At 69.9% G+C, this 16,630-nt stretch carries 22 protein-coding genes; 15 read left to right on the top strand and 7 right to left on the bottom strand.

What is annotated here, in order from left to right:
* Positions 1–318 precede the first annotated feature (318 nt).
* From Q8Q71_RS13470 to folP, 4 genes are read left to right on the top strand one after another with little or no spacing between them, the layout of a single operon-like run.
* The gene (locus Q8Q71_RS13470) at positions 319–1,539 is read left to right on the top strand and encodes an acyltransferase family protein (RefSeq protein WP_305760113.1); all 1,221 of its coding nucleotides are present in this window, start codon (positions 319–321) and stop codon (positions 1,537–1,539) included.
* 59 nt (positions 1,540–1,598) lie between these two features.
* On the top strand, positions 1,599–2,243 hold the full coding sequence (locus tag Q8Q71_RS13465) for a hypothetical protein (protein ID WP_305760112.1): 645 nt from the start codon (positions 1,599–1,601) through the stop codon (positions 2,241–2,243).
* 3 nt (positions 2,244–2,246) lie between these two features.
* Positions 2,247–2,552 (top strand): transcriptional regulator, encoded by a 306-nt coding sequence (locus tag Q8Q71_RS13460; RefSeq protein ID WP_305760111.1) that lies wholly within the window; start codon positions 2,247–2,249, stop codon positions 2,550–2,552.
* Positions 2,549–3,355 (top strand): dihydropteroate synthase, encoded by an 807-nt coding sequence (gene folP, locus Q8Q71_RS13455; RefSeq protein WP_305760110.1) that lies wholly within the window; start codon positions 2,549–2,551, stop codon positions 3,353–3,355. Before Q8Q71_RS13460 ends, folP begins: the two co-directional genes overlap by 4 nt.
* A 6-nt stretch (positions 3,356–3,361) precedes the next feature.
* Here the strand turns inward: folP and Q8Q71_RS13450 are convergent, their stop codons facing one another.
* The 6 genes from Q8Q71_RS13450 to Q8Q71_RS13425 are packed head-to-tail and all read right to left on the bottom strand — an operon-like array spanning position 3,362 to position 5,877.
* Positions 3,362–3,715, bottom strand: coding sequence for an iron chaperone (locus Q8Q71_RS13450; protein WP_305760109.1), 354 nt, complete (start codon positions 3,713–3,715; stop codon positions 3,362–3,364).
* Positions 3,716–3,730: 15 nt separating this feature from the next.
* Positions 3,731–4,108: a VOC family protein gene (locus Q8Q71_RS13445; RefSeq protein ID WP_305760108.1), complete on the bottom strand. Its 378-nt coding sequence runs from the start codon at positions 4,106–4,108 to the stop codon at positions 3,731–3,733.
* Positions 4,105–4,545, bottom strand: a complete 441-nt coding sequence (locus Q8Q71_RS13440) for an SRPBCC domain-containing protein (protein ID WP_305760107.1) — start codon at positions 4,543–4,545, stop codon at positions 4,105–4,107. Before Q8Q71_RS13440 ends, Q8Q71_RS13445 begins: the two co-directional genes overlap by 4 nt.
* The gene (locus Q8Q71_RS13435; protein ID WP_305760106.1) at positions 4,542–5,015 is read right to left on the bottom strand and encodes an SRPBCC family protein; all 474 of its coding nucleotides are present in this window, start codon (positions 5,013–5,015) and stop codon (positions 4,542–4,544) included. The genes Q8Q71_RS13440 and Q8Q71_RS13435 overlap by 4 nt, the downstream gene beginning before the upstream one ends.
* The gene (locus tag Q8Q71_RS13430; RefSeq protein WP_305760105.1) at positions 5,012–5,569 is read right to left on the bottom strand and encodes an SRPBCC family protein; all 558 of its coding nucleotides are present in this window, start codon (positions 5,567–5,569) and stop codon (positions 5,012–5,014) included. The genes Q8Q71_RS13435 and Q8Q71_RS13430 overlap by 4 nt, the downstream gene beginning before the upstream one ends.
* Positions 5,566–5,877, bottom strand: coding sequence for a helix-turn-helix transcriptional regulator (locus Q8Q71_RS13425; RefSeq protein WP_305760104.1), 312 nt, complete (start codon positions 5,875–5,877; stop codon positions 5,566–5,568). Before Q8Q71_RS13425 ends, Q8Q71_RS13430 begins: the two co-directional genes overlap by 4 nt.
* Positions 5,878–5,959: 82 nt before the next feature.
* Here Q8Q71_RS13425 and thiD point away from each other — a divergent pair, with 82 nt between their 5' ends.
* From thiD to Q8Q71_RS13410, 3 genes are read left to right on the top strand one after another with little or no spacing between them, the layout of a single operon-like run.
* Complete coding sequence (gene thiD / locus Q8Q71_RS13420; protein WP_305760103.1) at positions 5,960–6,763, top strand: bifunctional hydroxymethylpyrimidine kinase/phosphomethylpyrimidine kinase; 804 nt, start codon at positions 5,960–5,962, stop codon at positions 6,761–6,763.
* Positions 6,760–7,341 (top strand): nucleotidyltransferase family protein, encoded by a 582-nt coding sequence (locus Q8Q71_RS13415; RefSeq protein ID WP_305760102.1) that lies wholly within the window; start codon positions 6,760–6,762, stop codon positions 7,339–7,341. Before thiD ends, Q8Q71_RS13415 begins: the two co-directional genes overlap by 4 nt.
* Positions 7,341–8,156 carry a PhzF family phenazine biosynthesis protein gene (locus Q8Q71_RS13410; protein WP_305760101.1) on the top strand — a complete coding sequence of 272 codons (816 nt, stop codon included), beginning with the start codon at positions 7,341–7,343 and terminating at the stop codon, positions 8,154–8,156. Before Q8Q71_RS13415 ends, Q8Q71_RS13410 begins: the two co-directional genes overlap by 1 nt.
* Positions 8,157–8,215: 59 nt before the next feature.
* Here the strand turns inward: Q8Q71_RS13410 and Q8Q71_RS13405 are convergent, their stop codons facing one another.
* Entirely contained in the window at positions 8,216–8,647 is a 432-nt protein-coding gene (locus Q8Q71_RS13405) for a hypothetical protein (protein WP_305760100.1), read from the bottom strand.
* A 256-nt stretch (positions 8,648–8,903) separates the two neighbouring features.
* Here Q8Q71_RS13405 and Q8Q71_RS13400 point away from each other — a divergent pair, with 256 nt between their 5' ends.
* The 8 genes from Q8Q71_RS13400 to Q8Q71_RS13365 all read left to right on the top strand — a co-directional run bounded on the left by Q8Q71_RS13400 (position 8,904) and on the right by Q8Q71_RS13365 (position 16,540).
* The gene (locus Q8Q71_RS13400; RefSeq protein ID WP_305760099.1) at positions 8,904–9,197 is read left to right on the top strand and encodes a hypothetical protein; all 294 of its coding nucleotides are present in this window, start codon (positions 8,904–8,906) and stop codon (positions 9,195–9,197) included.
* 10 nt (positions 9,198–9,207) lie between these two features.
* Complete coding sequence (locus Q8Q71_RS13395; RefSeq protein ID WP_305760098.1) at positions 9,208–9,888, top strand: response regulator transcription factor; 681 nt, start codon at positions 9,208–9,210, stop codon at positions 9,886–9,888.
* Positions 9,885–11,333 (top strand): sensor histidine kinase, encoded by a 1,449-nt coding sequence (locus Q8Q71_RS13390; RefSeq protein WP_305760097.1) that lies wholly within the window; start codon positions 9,885–9,887, stop codon positions 11,331–11,333. The genes Q8Q71_RS13395 and Q8Q71_RS13390 overlap by 4 nt, the downstream gene beginning before the upstream one ends.
* A gap of 80 nt (positions 11,334–11,413) precedes the next feature.
* Positions 11,414–12,775 (top strand): hypothetical protein, encoded by a 1,362-nt coding sequence (locus Q8Q71_RS13385; RefSeq protein WP_305760096.1) that lies wholly within the window; start codon positions 11,414–11,416, stop codon positions 12,773–12,775.
* A gap of 18 nt (positions 12,776–12,793) precedes the next feature.
* Positions 12,794–13,603, top strand: a complete 810-nt coding sequence (gene ccmI / locus Q8Q71_RS13380) for a c-type cytochrome biogenesis protein CcmI (protein ID WP_305760095.1) — start codon at positions 12,794–12,796, stop codon at positions 13,601–13,603.
* Positions 13,600–14,070 (top strand): cytochrome c maturation protein CcmE, encoded by a 471-nt coding sequence (gene ccmE / locus Q8Q71_RS13375; RefSeq protein WP_305760094.1) that lies wholly within the window; start codon positions 13,600–13,602, stop codon positions 14,068–14,070. Before ccmI ends, ccmE begins: the two co-directional genes overlap by 4 nt.
* Positions 14,067–16,052 (top strand): heme lyase CcmF/NrfE family subunit, encoded by a 1,986-nt coding sequence (locus tag Q8Q71_RS13370; RefSeq protein ID WP_305760118.1) that lies wholly within the window; start codon positions 14,067–14,069, stop codon positions 16,050–16,052. The genes ccmE and Q8Q71_RS13370 overlap by 4 nt, the downstream gene beginning before the upstream one ends.
* Positions 16,049–16,540 carry a cytochrome c-type biogenesis protein gene (locus Q8Q71_RS13365; RefSeq protein ID WP_305760093.1) on the top strand — a complete coding sequence of 164 codons (492 nt, stop codon included), beginning with the start codon at positions 16,049–16,051 and terminating at the stop codon, positions 16,538–16,540. The genes Q8Q71_RS13370 and Q8Q71_RS13365 overlap by 4 nt, the downstream gene beginning before the upstream one ends.
* The last annotated feature ends 90 nt before the right edge of the window (positions 16,541–16,630 follow it).

Genomic DNA, 16,630 nt, shown 5'->3' with positions numbered 1-16,630 from the left:
GTTCGCCCGGGGTTCGATGGATGTCGGACGTCAGGGGCGAGGGGGATACTCGTCCGGTCCGGGGACCGTGTCGCAAGCACGGCCCGCCCGCCGGAGGCGCTGCGGTAAGGCGATAAGACCGCCACCGGACGCAAGCTTCCGGAAAATCTCCGCGCGGAGCGTCCGGCCCCGGGCCGAAACGGTTCGTCTCATCTGATCTCCGGGCTCCGGTCCGGCGCTCCGCACGCCTCCCCGCCTGCTGCCGCCCTCACTGAAAGACAAGTTTGCAAAGCAAACTAGTCTATGCAATACGGCATTCATCAAAGGGGAGCCCTTGTCATGTCGTCATCTGAAACCCTTCCGTCTCAACGCCTGCACGGCCTCGACGCCCTGCGGGGGACCGCCCTGCTGCTCGGCGTCGTCCTGCACGCCGCCATGTCGTATTTCCCGGTCACCATCTGGATCGTGCCGGACACCGACAACTCGCCGGTCGCCGGCGTCATCTTCTTCGCCATCCACCTGTTCCGGATGACCGCCTTCTTCCTGATCGCCGGCCTGTTCGCCCATATGATGCTGGGCCGGCGCGGGACCCTGGGCTTCATCAAGGACCGCCTGATCCGCATCGCCGGACCGCTCGCGGCCTTCTGGACCCCCATCCTCGCCGCCATCATCGCCGGCCTTGTCTGGATGGCGGCCATCCGCAACGGCGGGACCATTCCGACCGACGGACCGCCCCCGCCGCCGCTGACGCTCGAGACCTTCCCCCTGACCCATCTGTGGTTCCTCTGGGTGCTGCTGATCCTCTACGCCGGCATGATCATCCTGCGCGCGCCGTTCGCGATGGCGGATCGCGACGGCGGCTGGGGCCGGCTCGTCGACCGGATCACCGGCGCCCTGATCGGGCCGTGGACGCCGGCCCTGATGGCCGCGCCGTTGGCGCTCGCCTTCTGGCTGGCGCCCAACTGGACGCCCTTCTTCGGCATACCGACCCCGGACACGGGGCTGGTTCCGAACGCGACGGCGCTGACGGCCTTCGGGACCGCCTTCGCCCTCGGCTTTCTGCTCGACCGCCGCCGGGACCTGCTGGTTCGTATCGAGCGGCTGTGGCCGGTGTTCACGGTCGTGGCCCTCGGCGTCGGCGCGGCCGCCATGGTCATGGCCGGCGGACCGGTCCCGGACCTGGCGCCGGTCACCGATCCCGAACTGAAGGCCCCGCTGGCGGCGGTGATGGCCCTGGCCGTCTTCGCCTCGACCTTCGCGGTCCTGTCGCTGGCCTTGCGCTTCGCCTCGGGCCACAGCGTCGTTAGCCGCTACCTCGCCGACTCTTCCTACTGGGTCTACATCGTCCACCTGCCGCTGGTCATGGTCGGACAGATCCTGGTGGTGAACGAAACCTGGCCGTGGTTCGTCAAGTTCGGCGCGGTCATCGGCGGGACGATGGCGATCAGTCTGCTGACCTACGAACTGCTGGTGCGCCACAGCTTCGTCGGCCGGTGGCTCAACGGTCGGCGCGTCCCGTGGCGCCGTCAAAGGGAGGCGGAATTCGCCGCCGCCGAATAGCTTGCCAAGACTCGCCGGCTCGTCCACCCCCGGGGGCGAGCCGGCCCCGGAGACAGACCATGCCCGCCAAGCCCCGCCTTCATTCTCCTGAGGACGACCTCGCCTTCATGCGCTCGATCGTCGAGGGCGGCGGACGCCCGCCCATGACCCTGGCGATCTGCTATCTCGCCGGCGGCCTGCTGTACGGCCTGCAGTGCCTGTTCCATGTCGGTCAGGCGACCGGGCTGATCCGCTGGCCCGATCTCGCCAACCTCGCCTTCGTCGTCGGGATCACCGTCGCCTTCCTGTCGGTGCTGACCTGGGCCATTCTCAAGGACCGCAAGGATGGCGGGGCCAATCGCGGTCCGATGGCGAGCCGCACCCTGAACGCGGCCTTCAGCGCCACCGGCATGGCGAACACCGCCGTGATCATCGTCTTCGGCGTGGGCGCCTGGAGGGATCAGGACTTCGCCATCTGGCTCTATTACGCGGCCATTGTCTTCGCGCTTCAGGCCGCCGCCTGGTACATGGCCTGGACACTGAAGCGGAAGGGCTGGATGCTGGCCACGGCGCTCGGCGGCTGGGCCACGGCGGTGGCCCTCGGCGTGCTGGTGCGCGAGCCCTTCTGGTATCTCGGTGTCTGCACAGTCGCCCTGTTCCTGCTGTTCGCCCTCCCAGGCTGGATCATGTTCCGCGACGCCCGCGCCGGATCGAAGGCGGCCTGAACCATGGGACTGGCCGATCTCGGACGCATCGACGAGGTCATCCACGGCCGCATGCGGCTGGGGATCATGGTCTATCTGGCCGACGCCGACAGCGCCGACTTCACCGAGCTCAAGACCGTGCTGGAAGCCACCCAGGGCAATCTGTCGGTGCATCTGAAGAAGCTGGAGGAGGCCGGCTACGTCGCCATCGTCAAGAGCTTCGTCAACAACAAGCCGCTCACCCGGGTCTCGATCACCGGGGAGGGTCGGAAGGCGTTCGCCGCCTACCTCGACGCCATCGCCGCGCTGATCGGAGGGCGGGACCAATGAACCGGCCCCGCGTCATGGGCATCGTCAATGTCACGCCCGACAGCTTCTCGGACGGCGGCCGGCTGCCGGACGTCGAGGCCGCGGTGGCGCACGGCCTGGCGCTGGCCGGGCAGGGCGCGGACATTCTGGACATCGGCGGCGAAAGCACCCGGCCGGGCGCGGATCCGGTGGCTATGGACGAGGAAATCGCCCGCGCCATCCCGGTCATCGAAGGCCTCCGCGCCGCCGGCTGGGCCGGGCCGATCAGCATCGACACCATGAAGCCCGGGGTCGCCTGCGCCGCCGTCGCCGCCGGGGCGACGATGTGGAACGACGTCAGCGCGCTGGGCTTCGCATCGGACAGTCGGGAGACCGCGGCCGCCCTCGGTTGCGACGTCGTGCTGATGCACATGAAGGGCCAGCCGCGCACCATGCAGGACGCGCCGGCCTATGCCGATGTGGTCGCCGAGGTCTCCGAATGGCTCCTCGCCCGCGCCGACGCCGCCATGGCCGCCGGCGTGGCGCGCGAGCGGATCTGGCTCGATCCCGGCATCGGCTTCGGCAAGACGCCGGCTCACAACCTCGCCCTGACCGCTCATCTGGACCAGCTGGCGGCGGCCGGCTTTCCTGTGCTGTACGGGGCCAGCCGCAAGCGCACGATCCGGTCGATCGATCCCTCGGCGACCGACCCGGGGGACCGTTTGGGCGGTTCGCTGGCGCTGGCGCTGGAGGCGGCGCGGCGGGGAGCCTCGATCATCCGCGTCCACGACGTCCGCGAGACGGTCCAGGCGCTGAAGGTGCAGGCCGCGGTGGCGGACACGTGAGGGGCGCTAGAGCCCCTTTTCGCTGCGCGAACGCACAGCCAGTTTCCTGACCAGTTCAGCCGTGATCGGCCTGTTGGGCGAGAACGTCACTCCGGTCTTCGACGCCTTGAGCTTCAGGGAGGCGATCTCGTCGGCATGGGCGGCGATCGCGCCCGGATCGACATACAGGCCGCACTGTTTGCTGAAGGCGGCGTAACCCGCGACGATCATGTCCCCGATCTGAAATCCGGGCATGCCGTACATGACGACTTCCCTGGCGTCCGGCAGCGCCTGCGACAGCCCGGCGCGCAGCTGACGCAGCAGGGGGCGAAACGGCTCCGGCGCGGCCGCGATATAGGCGTCGTGGTCAGTTGTCGTCATGCAGACACTCCGGCCTCAGGGGAGGTTGATCTGCCACGACACGCCGAACCGGTCCTGCGCCCAGCCGAACCTTTGCGAGAAGCCGTAGTCGTCCGGCGGCATCAGCAGCCTGCCGCCCTCGCCCAGCGCGGCCGCCAGCGCGTCCACATCCTCGGCCTTGTCGACGATCAGAAACGTCGAGGTCGAGGGCGTGAAGTCGAAGGCGTGCACGGGCGGGGAATCGTTGGCCATGATCTCCAGCCCCGCCACCGACAGCCGCGCCATGGCCACCGTGCCGTCGGGCTTCCTGTCCAGCGACACGATCCGCGCGCCCGGGATCGTGCCGGCATAGAAGGTCAGGGCGTCCTCGCACTTGCCCTGGAACATCAGGAAGGGAGCGGCGGCGGTGATCATCGGCCCGCCTCCACCACTTCGACCAGGCTCTCCAGGATCATGGCCCAGCCGGCGACGGTGCGGTCGGCCCAGGCGGCCCAGGCGGGCGCGAGGTCGTGGGTCAGGACGACGACGCAGCCGTCGCCGTCGTCGGCGAAGGTCACGATGACCCGGGTCGGCTCGTCCGGGGCCTCGTCGACCCGGAAATCGAAGACGATGCGGTCGGGCCGCGCGATCTCGACGAACTTGCCGAAATGCCGCGCGAGGTTGGCGCCCCGGCGCTCGAAGAGGGCGAACGATCCGCCGACGACGGGGTCGTAGTCGGTCTTCTCCATCACCCCGTCGGGCGTATGGAACAGCCATTCGCCGACGCGGACGGGGTCGAGGAAGGCGTCGAACACCCGCTCCCGCGGATGGCGGAAACGCTTTTCGACGCGGACTTCCACCGGCGCGGTCATGATGCGTCCCACCCCGCCACGCGGGCGTCCGGATGGCGGTCAACGACGAAGCGCGGGTCGATCCCTTGCTCCAGCCAGATTTTGGCCCCGGCCAGCACCAGGGCGAAGCCGCCCGTCGAATCGAGCGCCTTGGCGACCTGTTCGTCCCGGGCGCCAGGAAACCCGCGATTGAAGACCTCCACCCAGGTCCCGCTTCCGCGAGCCTCGAAAGTCCATTCGACCTCGGTCGGGTCGCTGTCGACGTCCCAGTCGATCAGGATGCGCCGACCCGGTTCGACCGCCTTGACGACGACGTCCGTGCCCATCCCGTACATCGCCCAGGTCCAGCGGACGCGTGCGCCGGGCTCAAGCGGGCCGCCGCCCTGACTGAACCAGAAGCGGGCGGTTACGTCCGGATCGACGAAGGCCTTGAAAACCTCGGCGACAGGCCTGCGGATCAGCATGCCCGCCGAGGCGACGGGGGCTGTCACGCCGCGCCCTCCAGCCGGGCGGCGTAGGCGTCGCGCAGGGCGAACCAGCGATCCCACGACCACGGATGGCGCACGCCCTGCGCGGCGTCGTCCAGTCCTTCCATGTGGTGATGCCAGCCGCTGAGGACATTCTTGCGCATGTCCGTCCACGATTCCGGCACGCGGTGGATCAGGGTCAGATGCGTACCGTCGCCGTCGGGCTCCAGCCGCCACGACACCACGGACTCCGGATTGCTGCCGAAGGTGTGTTCGAACCGGGCGAAGGGCTGGACCAGGAGCACCTCGTTCGACTGCCGGCGTCTCTCGGGCGTGTCGGGCATGAAGTCGTGGTCGGGCTGGCGAAAGTTCAGTTCCATGGCGCCGCCGGGCCGCAGGTCGATGTCGGCCTCGGCCAGCCAGCAGGCCAGGCCGTCGCCGGTGGTCAGCGCTTTCCAGACCCTCTCGGGCGAATGGCGCAGGCGGCGTTCGAAATGCAGTTCCCAGCCGCCGTCGATCCGCCGCCACGTTCCGGCCTCGGCGCCGAGGCGAACCTCCAGATCAAGCGTGTCGGTCATTGCGGAAACTCCCTGTCGAGATGCGCCTCCAGCGCATCGAGCCGATTCGTCCAGAAGCGGCGATAGCCGGCCAGCCAGATGTCCAATTCCTTCAGCGGCGCGGGGTTCAGACTGTACAGCCGCCGCTGGGCGTCCTTGCGGACCGTCACCAGACCGGCTTCGCGCAGCACCGACAGGTGTTTCGACACCGTCGGCTGGGCGATGGGCAGGGCCTCGACGAAATCCCCGGCGGGGCGTTCGCCGTCGGCCAGCATGGACAGGATGACCATGCGGTGCGGCTCGGAAAGGGCTTGCAGGGCGGCGTGCATGAATATCGTATATCAGCAATATAGCCTAAATACAATATATGATCCGCCTTGCCGAGTCGGCGCGGATTGGCCATCCAGCGGCATGCCTTCCTTCCGCGGACGCGTTCTGATCATCGCCGGCTCGGATTCCGGCGGCGGCGCCGGAATCCAGGCCGACATCAAGGCCGTGACCATGCTGGGCGGCCATGCGGCGACAGCCATCACCGCGCTCACGGTGCAGAACACCCTCGGCGTCCACCGCGTGCATCCGCTGCCGCTGGATCTGATCGAGGCCCAGGCGCGGGCCGTGCTGGACGACATCGGCGCCGATGCGATCAAGACCGGCATGCTGGGCTCGGCCGCCGTGGTTGAACGGGTCGCGGCCATCCTCGATACCTCGAGCGCCCCGGCGTTGATCGATCCGGTGATGATCGCCAAGGGCGGCGCGCCGCTGCTGGCCGACGACGCCGTCGCCGCCGTGCGCTCCCTGATGATCCCGCGCGCTGCCCTGCTGACGCCCAACGCCCCCGAGGCCGAGGCCCTGACCGGCATCGCCGTCGCCGACCTCGACGGCCAGCGCCGCGCTGGCGACGCCCTGCTGGCCATGGGCGCGCGAGCGGTCCTGATGAAGGGCGGGCATGTTCCGGGCGAGATGGTCGTCGACCTTTTGCTCACACCGACCGGCGAAACCCTGCTGGAGGGCGAACGGTTCGACACCCGCAACACCCACGGCACGGGCTGCACCCTGGCCAGCGCCTGCGCGGCGGGAATCGCGCAAGGACTGCCGCTGGAGACCGCCGTAGCCCAGGCCTGGGCCTATGTCGCCGAGGCGATCCGGCGGGCGCCGGGGTTGGGCGGCGGGCATGGGCCGCTGGACCACGGCTGGCCGATCCGGGACCGCAAATGACCGACCTGCACGTCCGCCTGACCGGGATCGTCCGCTCCGATCCCGCCCTGATGCATGTGCTGCGGACGGTGCGCCCACTGGGCCTGAACGACTGGCGGATATTCTCCGGCGCCGTTTATCAGAGCGTCTGGAACGCCCTGACCGGCCGCCCGGTCGGTTATGGGCGCAAGGACTATGACCTCGGCTATTTCGACCCGGACACGAGCTGGGACGCCGAAGACGGCGTCATCAAGCGGGTCGCCGCCGCCTTCGACGAGCCTTTCCGGTCCGAGGTGGAGGTCCGCAACCAGGCGCGGGTGCACCTGTGGTTCGCGGACCGGTTTGGAGAACCCTATGCAGCCCTGACCGGCACGGACGAGGCCCTGGCCCGTTTCGTGGCTCCGGCCTTCGCGGTCGGAGTGCGGCTGGAGGCTGACGATGCGATCAGCGTAGCGGCCCCGTTCGGCCTGGACGACGTTTTCTCGATGACCCTGCGGCCCAATCCCGATCGGCCGCTCGCGCGCGGCTGGGACAGGGCGGTGGCCAGCGCCCGGGCGCGCTGGCCGGAACTCACCGTCATCGGGCCGGAGATCGCCTGATGCGCCAATGGACCGTCGACGCCTTCTCCGCCACGCCCTTCAAGGGCAATCCCGCCTGCGTGGTCGAACCTTTCGATCAATGGCCGGCGGCCGACTGGATGCAGGCGATGGCGAAGGAGAACAACCAGGCCGAAACCGCCTTTCTGCTGCGCACCGGCGATCCGGCCCGTTTCGGCCTGCGCTGGTTCACGCCGGGGATGGAGGTCGACCTGTGCGGCCACGCCACCCTGGCTTCGGCCCATGTGCTGCTCGCCGAGATGGACCTTCCGGCCGGGATCCTGACCTTCGACACCCGGTCGGGACCGTTGGCCGTGGTCCGGGTCGGCCAGGGCTATGAGATGGACTTTCCGGCCGATCCGCCGCGCCCCACCGTGATGCCGGACGGTCTGGCCGGAGCGCTGGGCGTGACCCCGCTCGAGATCTGGGCCGGACGCTACCTGGTCGCGGTGCTGGTCGACGCCGACGCGGTGCGATCGGTGCGGCCCGACATCCGGGCCCTGGCCGACCTCCAGGGCGAGGCCGGCGAGCGGGGGCAGGTGATCGTCTGCGCCCCGGCTGATCCCATGGACGACGTGGACGTCGTCGACCGCTTCTTCGCGCCCGGCTGCGGCGTGGACGAGGATCCGGCGACCGGATCGGCCCACTGCATCCTGGGACCGCTTTATGCGGCCAAGCTGGACCGGGCGACGGTGCGATTCCGGCAGGTCTTCCCCGGCCGGGGCGGAGACATCGAGACCGAGACCCGCGGCGACCGGGTGCTGCTCAGAGGGCAGGCGGTCACGGTCGTCGAGAGCCGCCTGCGGCCGGACGCATAGGGAAAGGGCGCGACCCGTGCGGATCGCGCCCTTCGGACCTTCGGGAAGAAGGTCAGGTCTTACCAGCGGCGGTCGTCGTCCCGACGGTCGCCACGGCGGTCGTCGTGGTCGCGGCGCTCGGCCCGAATCTGGACCGACAGGCGATCATAGCGACGGTCCAGCTCGGCGCGCTCACGGAACGAGAGGCCGCCCCGCAGATAGGTCCGTTCCAGATGCACGAGGGCGTTCAGTTCGGCCCGCAGCCGGGTCGCTTCCCGACGGCTGAGCTGACGGTTGCGCTCGCCCTGGTCGATGCGGCGATCCAGCTGGTATTTGCGCTGGCTGATGTTCTGCCAGTTGCCGCCGCGGTCGTTGTCGTAACGACCGCCCCGATCCTGCTCGTAGCGCCCGCCGCGATCGTCGCGATGCTGCACGCCGTAGTTCTGGGCCATGGCGGGGACCGCGACGGAAGCCGCGGCCAGGGCGAGGGCGGGGATGAGAAACTTCTTCATCATCGGTCTTCTCCTTGGACTTCACGCCGGCCGGGTCGGCTGCGTTGATCGGAGAAAACCATGCCGGGCCTGAGCCCCGTCTGAACGGTCCGGGTCAGCTTTCGTTCATGTCCGTGACTTCGCGTCCATGACCGCCTTTTCGGCGCGGAGGAGGAAAAGAGGGGCCGCTATTGACGGAGGGCGGAGCACGATCGTGAAATATGTCTACAATGCCCGTTCAGGCGGCGTTCAGAGCCGCGGGCCTAGATCGTCTTTCATGAACCGGATCCGCACATGTCTGCTGGCCGCCCTGATCGCCGCCGCGCCCCTGTCGGCGGCGGCGCAGGATCGTGGCGACCGTGGCGACCGCGACCGCGGCGGGGATCGCTCTGAGCAGATCCGTCCGGCGCAGCGTCAGATCAGCGTGTCGGAGGCCCAGGGAATTGCGCGGTCCCGGGCGAGGGGCGCGACCTTCGTGGGCTTCGTCGGGACGCGAGGCGATCAATATGTGTTCCGCTTCGATCGGGATGGACAACTGTTCGACGTCGCCGTCTCGATGACCGGCCGGTAAGGAAGCCCAGATGCGTGTGCTGCTCGTGGAAGATGACGTTGATCTGTCGCGTCAACTGAAGACCGCCCTCGGCGACGCCGGCTACGCCGTGGATCACGCCGCGGACGGCGAGGAGGCCCATTTCCTGGGCGATACCGAGCCCTATGACGTGGTGGTGCTGGATCTCGGCCTGCCCAAGATCGACGGCGTCTCGGTGCTGGAGCGCTGGCGCCGGGACGGCAAGACCACGCCGGTGCTGATCCTGACGGCCCGTGGGGCGTGGTCCGACAAGGTGTCGGGTTTCGACGCCGGGGCCGACGACTATCTGACCAAACCCTTCCATACGGAGGAGTTGCTGGCGCGGCTGCGCGCCCTGTTGCGACGTTCGGCGGGGATCGCCTCGGCCACCCTTTCCTGCGGCGGCCTGCGCCTTGACCCGCGCGCGGCGCGGGCCAGCGTCAACGGCGAGCCGCTGCGCCTGACCTCGCTCGAATACCGGCTGCTGCATTATCTGATGATGCATCAGGGCAGGGTGATCAGCCGCACCGAACTGGTCGAACACCTCTACGACCAGGACTTCGACCGCGATTCCAACACCATCGAGGTCTTTGTCGGGCGTCTGCGCAAGAAGATCGGTCCCGACCGGATCGAGACGGTGCGCGGCCTGGGCTATCGCCTGACCCCGTTGCCCGGGGAGTCCGCGGAAGGGTGACCGGTACGACGGGGGGCACGGACGAAGTGAACAAGGTCGCGCCGGAACCGCAATCCTGGGGCCGCTGGTTTGGTCGTCCCGGCCGCAGCCTGACCCGCCGACTGATCTGGCTGGCGGCGCTCTGGATCGTGCTCGCGCTGGTCGCCACTGGCTGGACCCTGACCGGCCAGTATCAGGAAAGCGCGCTCCGGCGGCTGGGCAATATGCTCGGCGAAACCATCGACGAGGTCGTTCTGGCGTCGAACGCCACGCCCACGGGCGTGGTCGTCGCCGAAATCAGGGACGCCCGGACCCTGCGGCCTCTCTCGGGGAAATACTGGGCGGTCGCCGAACCGGACGGGCGCGGCGGTTTGAGGGTGCTGGCGCGGTCGCCGTCGCTGGCCGGGGAGGCGCTGGCGGTTCCCGCCGAGCTGCCGGACCGTCTGGTCGACGCCTTCGGCGAGATGATCTCGTACAACGCCAACGGCCCCATCGGCCGGCCCCTGAGGATCGCCGCGACCATGAAGCGCCTGCCGGGCCGAGAGGCGCCGGTGGTCTTTATGGCCGGGATCGACCGCTCCAACATCGACAAGGACACCCGGCAGTTCGCCACCTTCACCTGGACGGCGCTGCTGATTCTGGGTCTCGGCCTGGTGACCGCCGTCTTTCTGCAGGTCCAGATCGGCCTGCGGCCGCTGTTCGGCCTCAGGAACGAGATCGCCGACGTCCGCAAGGGGAAGGCCGCCCGTATCGTCCGGAATTATCCGCTGGAGATCCAGCCGCTCGCCGAACAGGTCAACCGTCTGCTGGACCACAACCAGGAGACGGTCGAGCGTCAACGGACCCATGTCGGCAACCTGGCCCACGCCCTGAAGACGCCGCTGTCGGTCATGCTCGCCGAGGCCGGGACGCAGGAAGGGCCGCTGCCCGACATGGTCCGCAAGCAGACCGAGGTGATGAAGGCCCAGGTCGACCACCACCTGCGCCGCGCCCGCGCCGCGGCCCGGGCCCAGTTGCTGGGCGAGCGTACGCCCATCGCCGAGGTGCTGGACGAGTTGGCGGTCATGCTGGAACGGGTGTTCGAGGCCCGGAAGATCGAGATCGACTGGCGCGCGCCCGACGATCTCGGCTTCCGCGGCGAACGCCAGGACCTGCAGGAAATTCTCGGCAATCTGATGGAGAACGCCTGCAAATGGGCGAAACGACGCGTGCGTGTTTCGGCCGGGCCGACCCATCTGGGCCAGATGGTCGTCGTGGTCGAGGATGACGGCCCGGGCCTGCCCGCCGACCAGCGCGAGGCGGCCCTCGAACGCGGCGCGCGGATGGACGAGACAACGCCTGGCTCGGGGCTGGGCCTGTCGATCGTGGTCGAGCTGACCCGCGCCTACGGCGGACGCATCACCCTGGGCGACAGCGACATGGGCGGCCTCAAGGTGCTGCTGGAGCTGCCGACAGCCGAGGCCTGATCCATCTCCGGAGAGCGGATATTAACCTTGCAGGCTCATCGTCCGGGTCGCCGGCTTGTTTCCGGTCTCGGGATTGTCGCATGGCCGAGCTGACAGTGGCACATCGCGTCGCGCTCGCCGCCCTTCTGGAGCGGTGCCCCGACGCCATGCTCAGGACTGTAGCGGCGGCCGTTGCACCACTGCCAGGCGACCGGGCCGCCGAGTTGCGGATCATGCTGGCCGAAGAAGCGCGCGACCGGAAGCGGCGCGCCCTGGTCCTGGCGCCCGTCCTGCCGATGTTCCGTCCACGCGTCGACGGCGTGGCGGCCATGACCTTTCCGGCCCATGTGCTGCCGCGCCTGTGGAAGGTCGCCAGCGGACGCGAGCCGCATCTTTTGAAGCGTCTGGATAACGACGAGGCCGAGGCCGCCGTCGTCGCCGACCGCATCTGCCTCGCCGCCGCCGCCGTGACGCGCGATCAGCCCGCCATGATCTGGCCGGACGACGGCGACGCCGCGGCGCGCGATCAGGGTCTGACCGACCTTGCCGCCTGTCTGGATCTGAGCCATCTGGCCCGCCGCGGCTTGCCCTCGCTCGAGGTCTGGCTCAAGCGGCCGGACGGCGACCAGATCGCCGAACTACGCCTGCTGCTCAAGGATTGCGCCGGGGTGCGCCTGGATGGCGCCCAGCGGGTTCTGGAGATGTTGTTCGCCCATCTGGACGACGCGGTGCTGATCCTGCGCATCGTCACCCAGACCTCGCTGGCCGCGGGGCGGGAAGGATTTCTCAGCGAGTCGGAACTGGCGGGTTTCGTCGACCGGCTGATCGCCGGCGTGGACGTGCGCGCGAAGCGGATCGCCGCCTTCAAACCCGGCGGGGATCTGGGCCACGTCGAGGCCGTCATCGCCGATCTTGGCTGGTGCGCGGCGGTGCTCGGCGAACTGGACGTGACGCTGACGCTGAGTCCCCAGAGCGTCTGGGGCAAGTCGGTGCGCGACGGGCGGGTCGCCATCGCCCGCCAGCTGTCGAATCTGCTGCGAGCGGCCGACAAGGCCGTCGACCAGGCCCTCCCGCTCGAACGGGTCCAGATCGCCGGGCGGATGACCCGCAAGGCGCCCAACCTCGCCGCGCCCGTGGAAGGCGAGACGGTGACGGCGGCGCTCAGCTTGCTGAGACTGGTCGGCTCGGTGCGCGGTCCCGCCTCGACCTTCGGCTGCGAAGCCGATCGCAGGTCCCTGGTCGAGGCCCTGACCGTCCGACTGACCGACCACGCCGACGAAACCCTGCGGATGATCAATGACGGCGACGCAGGAGACGAGGCTCATGCGCTTGCGCTGACCGAACTGGCGGGGAGATGCCTCGATCTGATCGACGCCACCGAGGCGGCGCGCACGGTGCGGCGTCGGGCCGCGGTCGCCGGCGGTCCCTTAAGGGATGGCGAGGCCTCGTCCCGGGCCGCCTGATCGGCTACATCGCGCGTGATGACCGCTTTCTGGATCATGACGGCGTTGCTGACCACGCTCGCTGGCCTGCTTGTGCTGGCTGGCGCGCGCCGGGGCGCCGATGTCGCCGAGGCCGTGTCCGCGTCCGCTGAACTGGCCGAGCTGGACCGGTTGAAGGCGAGAGGGCTTCTCGACGAGGCTGGCTGGACCGCCGCCCGCGCCGAGGCCGGTCGGCGCATCCTTTCGTCCCGGCGAGTGGCCGCGCCCGTGCGCGCCGGGCCGCGCGACCGGCGGTGGGTGCTGGCCGGGCTGGCGGCGATGGCGCTCGGCGCCCTGGGCCTCTACGCCGTCGTCGGCGCGCCCGGCCTGCCGGATCAGGCCTACGAGCGCCGGGTGGACCGGTGGACGACTGAACTGGACACGCTGGAAGCTCCGCAGATCGCCGCCGTCGCCGCCCGGGTGGTGCGCGAAAGGCCCGGGGATCACCAGGCCCTGACCATGCTGGGCGCGGCCCGCTTCGAAGCCGGCGATCCGATCGGCGCGGCCTCGGCCTTCCGAAGGGCTGTGGCCCTGAGGCCCGACGACGCCCAAAGCTGGGCCCGGCTGGGCGAGAGTCTCGTGCGGGCCAACAATGGCGTGGTCGACGGCGCCGCCGAAGCCGCCTTCCGCCAGGCGCTGCGCCGCGACCCGGATCAATTGGGCGCGCGCTATTTCCTCGGCGAGGCGGCGCTGGCGCGAGGCGACGGCGCCGACGCGCGCGCGCTTTGGGGCCCGCTGATCGCCGTCCTCGATCCCGCCGATCCGCGTCGGATCGACCTTGAGCGCCGGATGCCGGAGGCCGGGTCGTGAGCTGGCTGCCGAAATCGCCGAAGGCGCGGCGGCGGCTGTGGGTCGTGGCCGCCGTGGCCCCGGTGCTGGCCCTGGCGGTCGGGTTGTCGCTGTTCGCCATGCGCGACAACGTCACCTTCTTCTTCTCGCCCTCCGAGGCGACCGCCGACAAGGCCCCCGAGGGCCGGGTGGTGCGACTGGGCGGCCTGGTTGCGTCCGGCAGCGTCGCGCGGGGCGTGAACGGCGAGGTCTCGTTCGCCGTCACCGACAACGTCGCGACCACCCGCGTGGTCTACCAGGGCGACCTGCCCGACCTGTTCCGCGAGGGACAGGGGGTGGTGGCGCAGGGCGCCTTCCTGCCTGATCGCAGTTTCCGCGCGACCCAGGTTCTGGCCAAGCACGACGAGACCTACATGCCGCGGGAAGTGGCGGACCGCCTCAAGGCCAAGGGCGAATGGCGACCCTCGGCGGGAGCGCCCGCCACGTGATCGTCGAACTGGGCGGTTTCGCCCTGATCCTCGCCCTGGCGCTGGCGGCCCTGCAAACCGCGCTGGGCGCTGCCGGTCGCCTGCGCCGCAGCCCCGTGCTGGCCGGCGCCGCCCAAGGGGCGGCGATAGCCGCCGCGATCGCGACGGGCCTCGCCTTCGCCGCCCTGATCCAGGCCTTCGCGGTCTCGGACTTCTCCGTCGCCAACGTCGCGGCCAACAGCCACACCGACAAGCCGATGCTCTACAAGGTCGCCGCCGCCTGGGGCAGTCACGAGGGTTCGCTGCTGCTCTGGTGCCTGGTGTTGACCGGCTTCGGCGCCCTCCTGTCGCGCGCGCGCGGCCTGCCGTTCGGACTCAAGACTTCGGCGGTGGCGACGCAAGGCCTGCTGGGCGTGTTGTTCCTGGCGTTCGCCGTCTTCACCTCCAACCCCTTCGAGCGGCTGGACCCGGCCCCCTTCCAGGGCGGATCGCTGAACCCCCTGCTGCAGGACCCGGCGCTCGCCTTCCATCCGCCCTTCCTCTACGCGGGCTATGTCGGGTTTTCGGTCTGCTTTTCCCTCGCCGTGGCCGCCCTGATCGAGGGCCGGGCCAATTCCAGCTTCTGGCCCGCCTGGGGCCGCTGGGTCCGGCCCTGGGCCTTGGCCAGCTGGGCCTTCCTCACCGTCGGCATCACCCTGGGCGCCTTCTGGGCCTATTATGAACTGGGGTGGGGCGGCTGGTGGTTCTGGGACCCGGTCGAGAACGCCAGCTTCATGCCGTGGCTGGCGGGGGCCGCCCTGCTGCATTCCGCCGTGGTCACCGAGCGGCGCGGCGCCCTGGTGGGGTGGACGGCCTTTCTGGCCCTGCTGGCCTTCACCTTCTCCATGCTCGGGGCCTTTCTGGTCCGCTCGGGAGTCCTGACCAGCGTTCACGCCTTCGCCGTCGATCCGGAGCGCGGCCTGATGCTGCTCGCCATCCTGGGGGCGACGGCGGGCCTGGCCTTCGCCCTGTTCGCCTGGCGCGCGCCGCAGCTGAAGGGCGGCGGCATGTTCGCCCCGGTCAGCCGCGAGGGGGCGCTGGTGCTCAACAACCTGTTCCTGACCGCGGCCTGCGCCACCGTCCTGCTCGGCACCCTCTATCCGCTGATCCTCGAGGCGGCCAACGGCGCGACCATCTCGATCGGCCCGCCCTATTTCGCCCTGACTTTCGTACCGCTGATGGCGGCGGCGTTCCTCATCCTGCCGGCGGGTCCGTTACTGGCGTGGAAGCGCGGCGACCTCAGGGGCGTCGCTCAACGGTTGAGCGTGGCCGTGGGCCTGGCCCTGCTGGTCGCGCTGGCGGGCTGGATGGCCTTCGAGCCCGGGAAGGCTCTGTCCGCCGTCGGCATCGGACTCGGCGCCTGGCTCATTCTCGGAACCCTCGCCGAGGTCGTCGAGCGGGTCCGCCTGTTCCGGGCGCCCCTGGCCGAGACCTGGCGTCGCGCCCGCGGCCTTCCGCTCGGCGCCTGGGGTACGACCCTGGCCCACGCCGGGCTCGGCGTCTTCGTCCTGGGAGCGGTGGTGGAGACCGGCTACCGGGTCGAGGCGGCCCGCCCTCTGGCCGTCGGCCAGACCCTCGAAGCGGGCAAGTGGACCGTTCGCCTCGATGACGTCCGGATCGTCGAGGGGCCCAACTATCTGGCCGAGCAGGGCCGGCTGACCGTGATGCCGTCCGACGGCGGCGGCGCGCGCCCGGTCGTCGCCGAACGCCGCTTCTTCCCGGCCGGAGGCCAGACCACGACCGAGGTCGGCCTCGACTTCCGGGGGCTGGATGACGTCTATGTGGTGCTGGGCGAGCGGGGGCGAACTTCCGCCGGCGCGCCCGCATGGAACGTCCGCGTATGGTGGAATCCATGGGCGCGGCTGATCTTCCTCGGTCCGGCGATCATGGCGCTGGGCGGGCTGGTTTCGCTGCTGGACCGGCGTCTGCGACTCGGCGCCGGCGCTCGCGGGGCGGCGACATGAGGCGCGCCCTGCTGATCGCGATCGCGTCTCTCGGCCTGATCGCCGCCGAGCCTGCCCCGGCGCCGGACCGTCCGCTGCCCGACGCCGCGCAGGAGGCCCGGGCCCGGGCCCTGTTCGAGGACATCCGCTGCGTCGTCTGCCAGCACGAGGCCATCGCCGACAGTCCGGCCGGCATCGCCGCCGACATGCGCGGGCTGGTGCGGGAGCAGATCGCCGCCGGACGAAGCGACGAGCAGATCCGGGACGATCTGGTGCGTCGTTACGGCGACTTCGTCCTGTTCACGCCGCCCCTGCGGATCGGGACCTGGTTGCTCTGGTTCGGACCCGTCGCGGCCATGCTGGCGGCGGGAGCCGGCCTGCTGTTCGTCTCGCGCCGCCGGCCGGTCGAGGCCGCGCCGCTGTCTCCGGCCGAGGAGGCTCGCCTGACCGGGATTCTCGCCAGTGAGGCGGTTCGCCCCGATGCTGACGCAAAGCGGTCTGACGACTGACGCCTGCGGACCTATCATGGCGCGATCGCGTTGGTGAAACAGGCCGACGCTCTATATTGAAGACCCAACGGGCGCCCGCCGCCCGACGAG

It is taken from the genome of Brevundimonas sp. (assembly GCF_030704825.1).
Lineage (GTDB): Bacteria > Pseudomonadota > Alphaproteobacteria > Caulobacterales > Caulobacteraceae > Brevundimonas.
The sequence above is the reverse complement of the archived record's forward strand: the minus strand, read 5'-3'. Positions and strand labels throughout refer to the sequence as shown.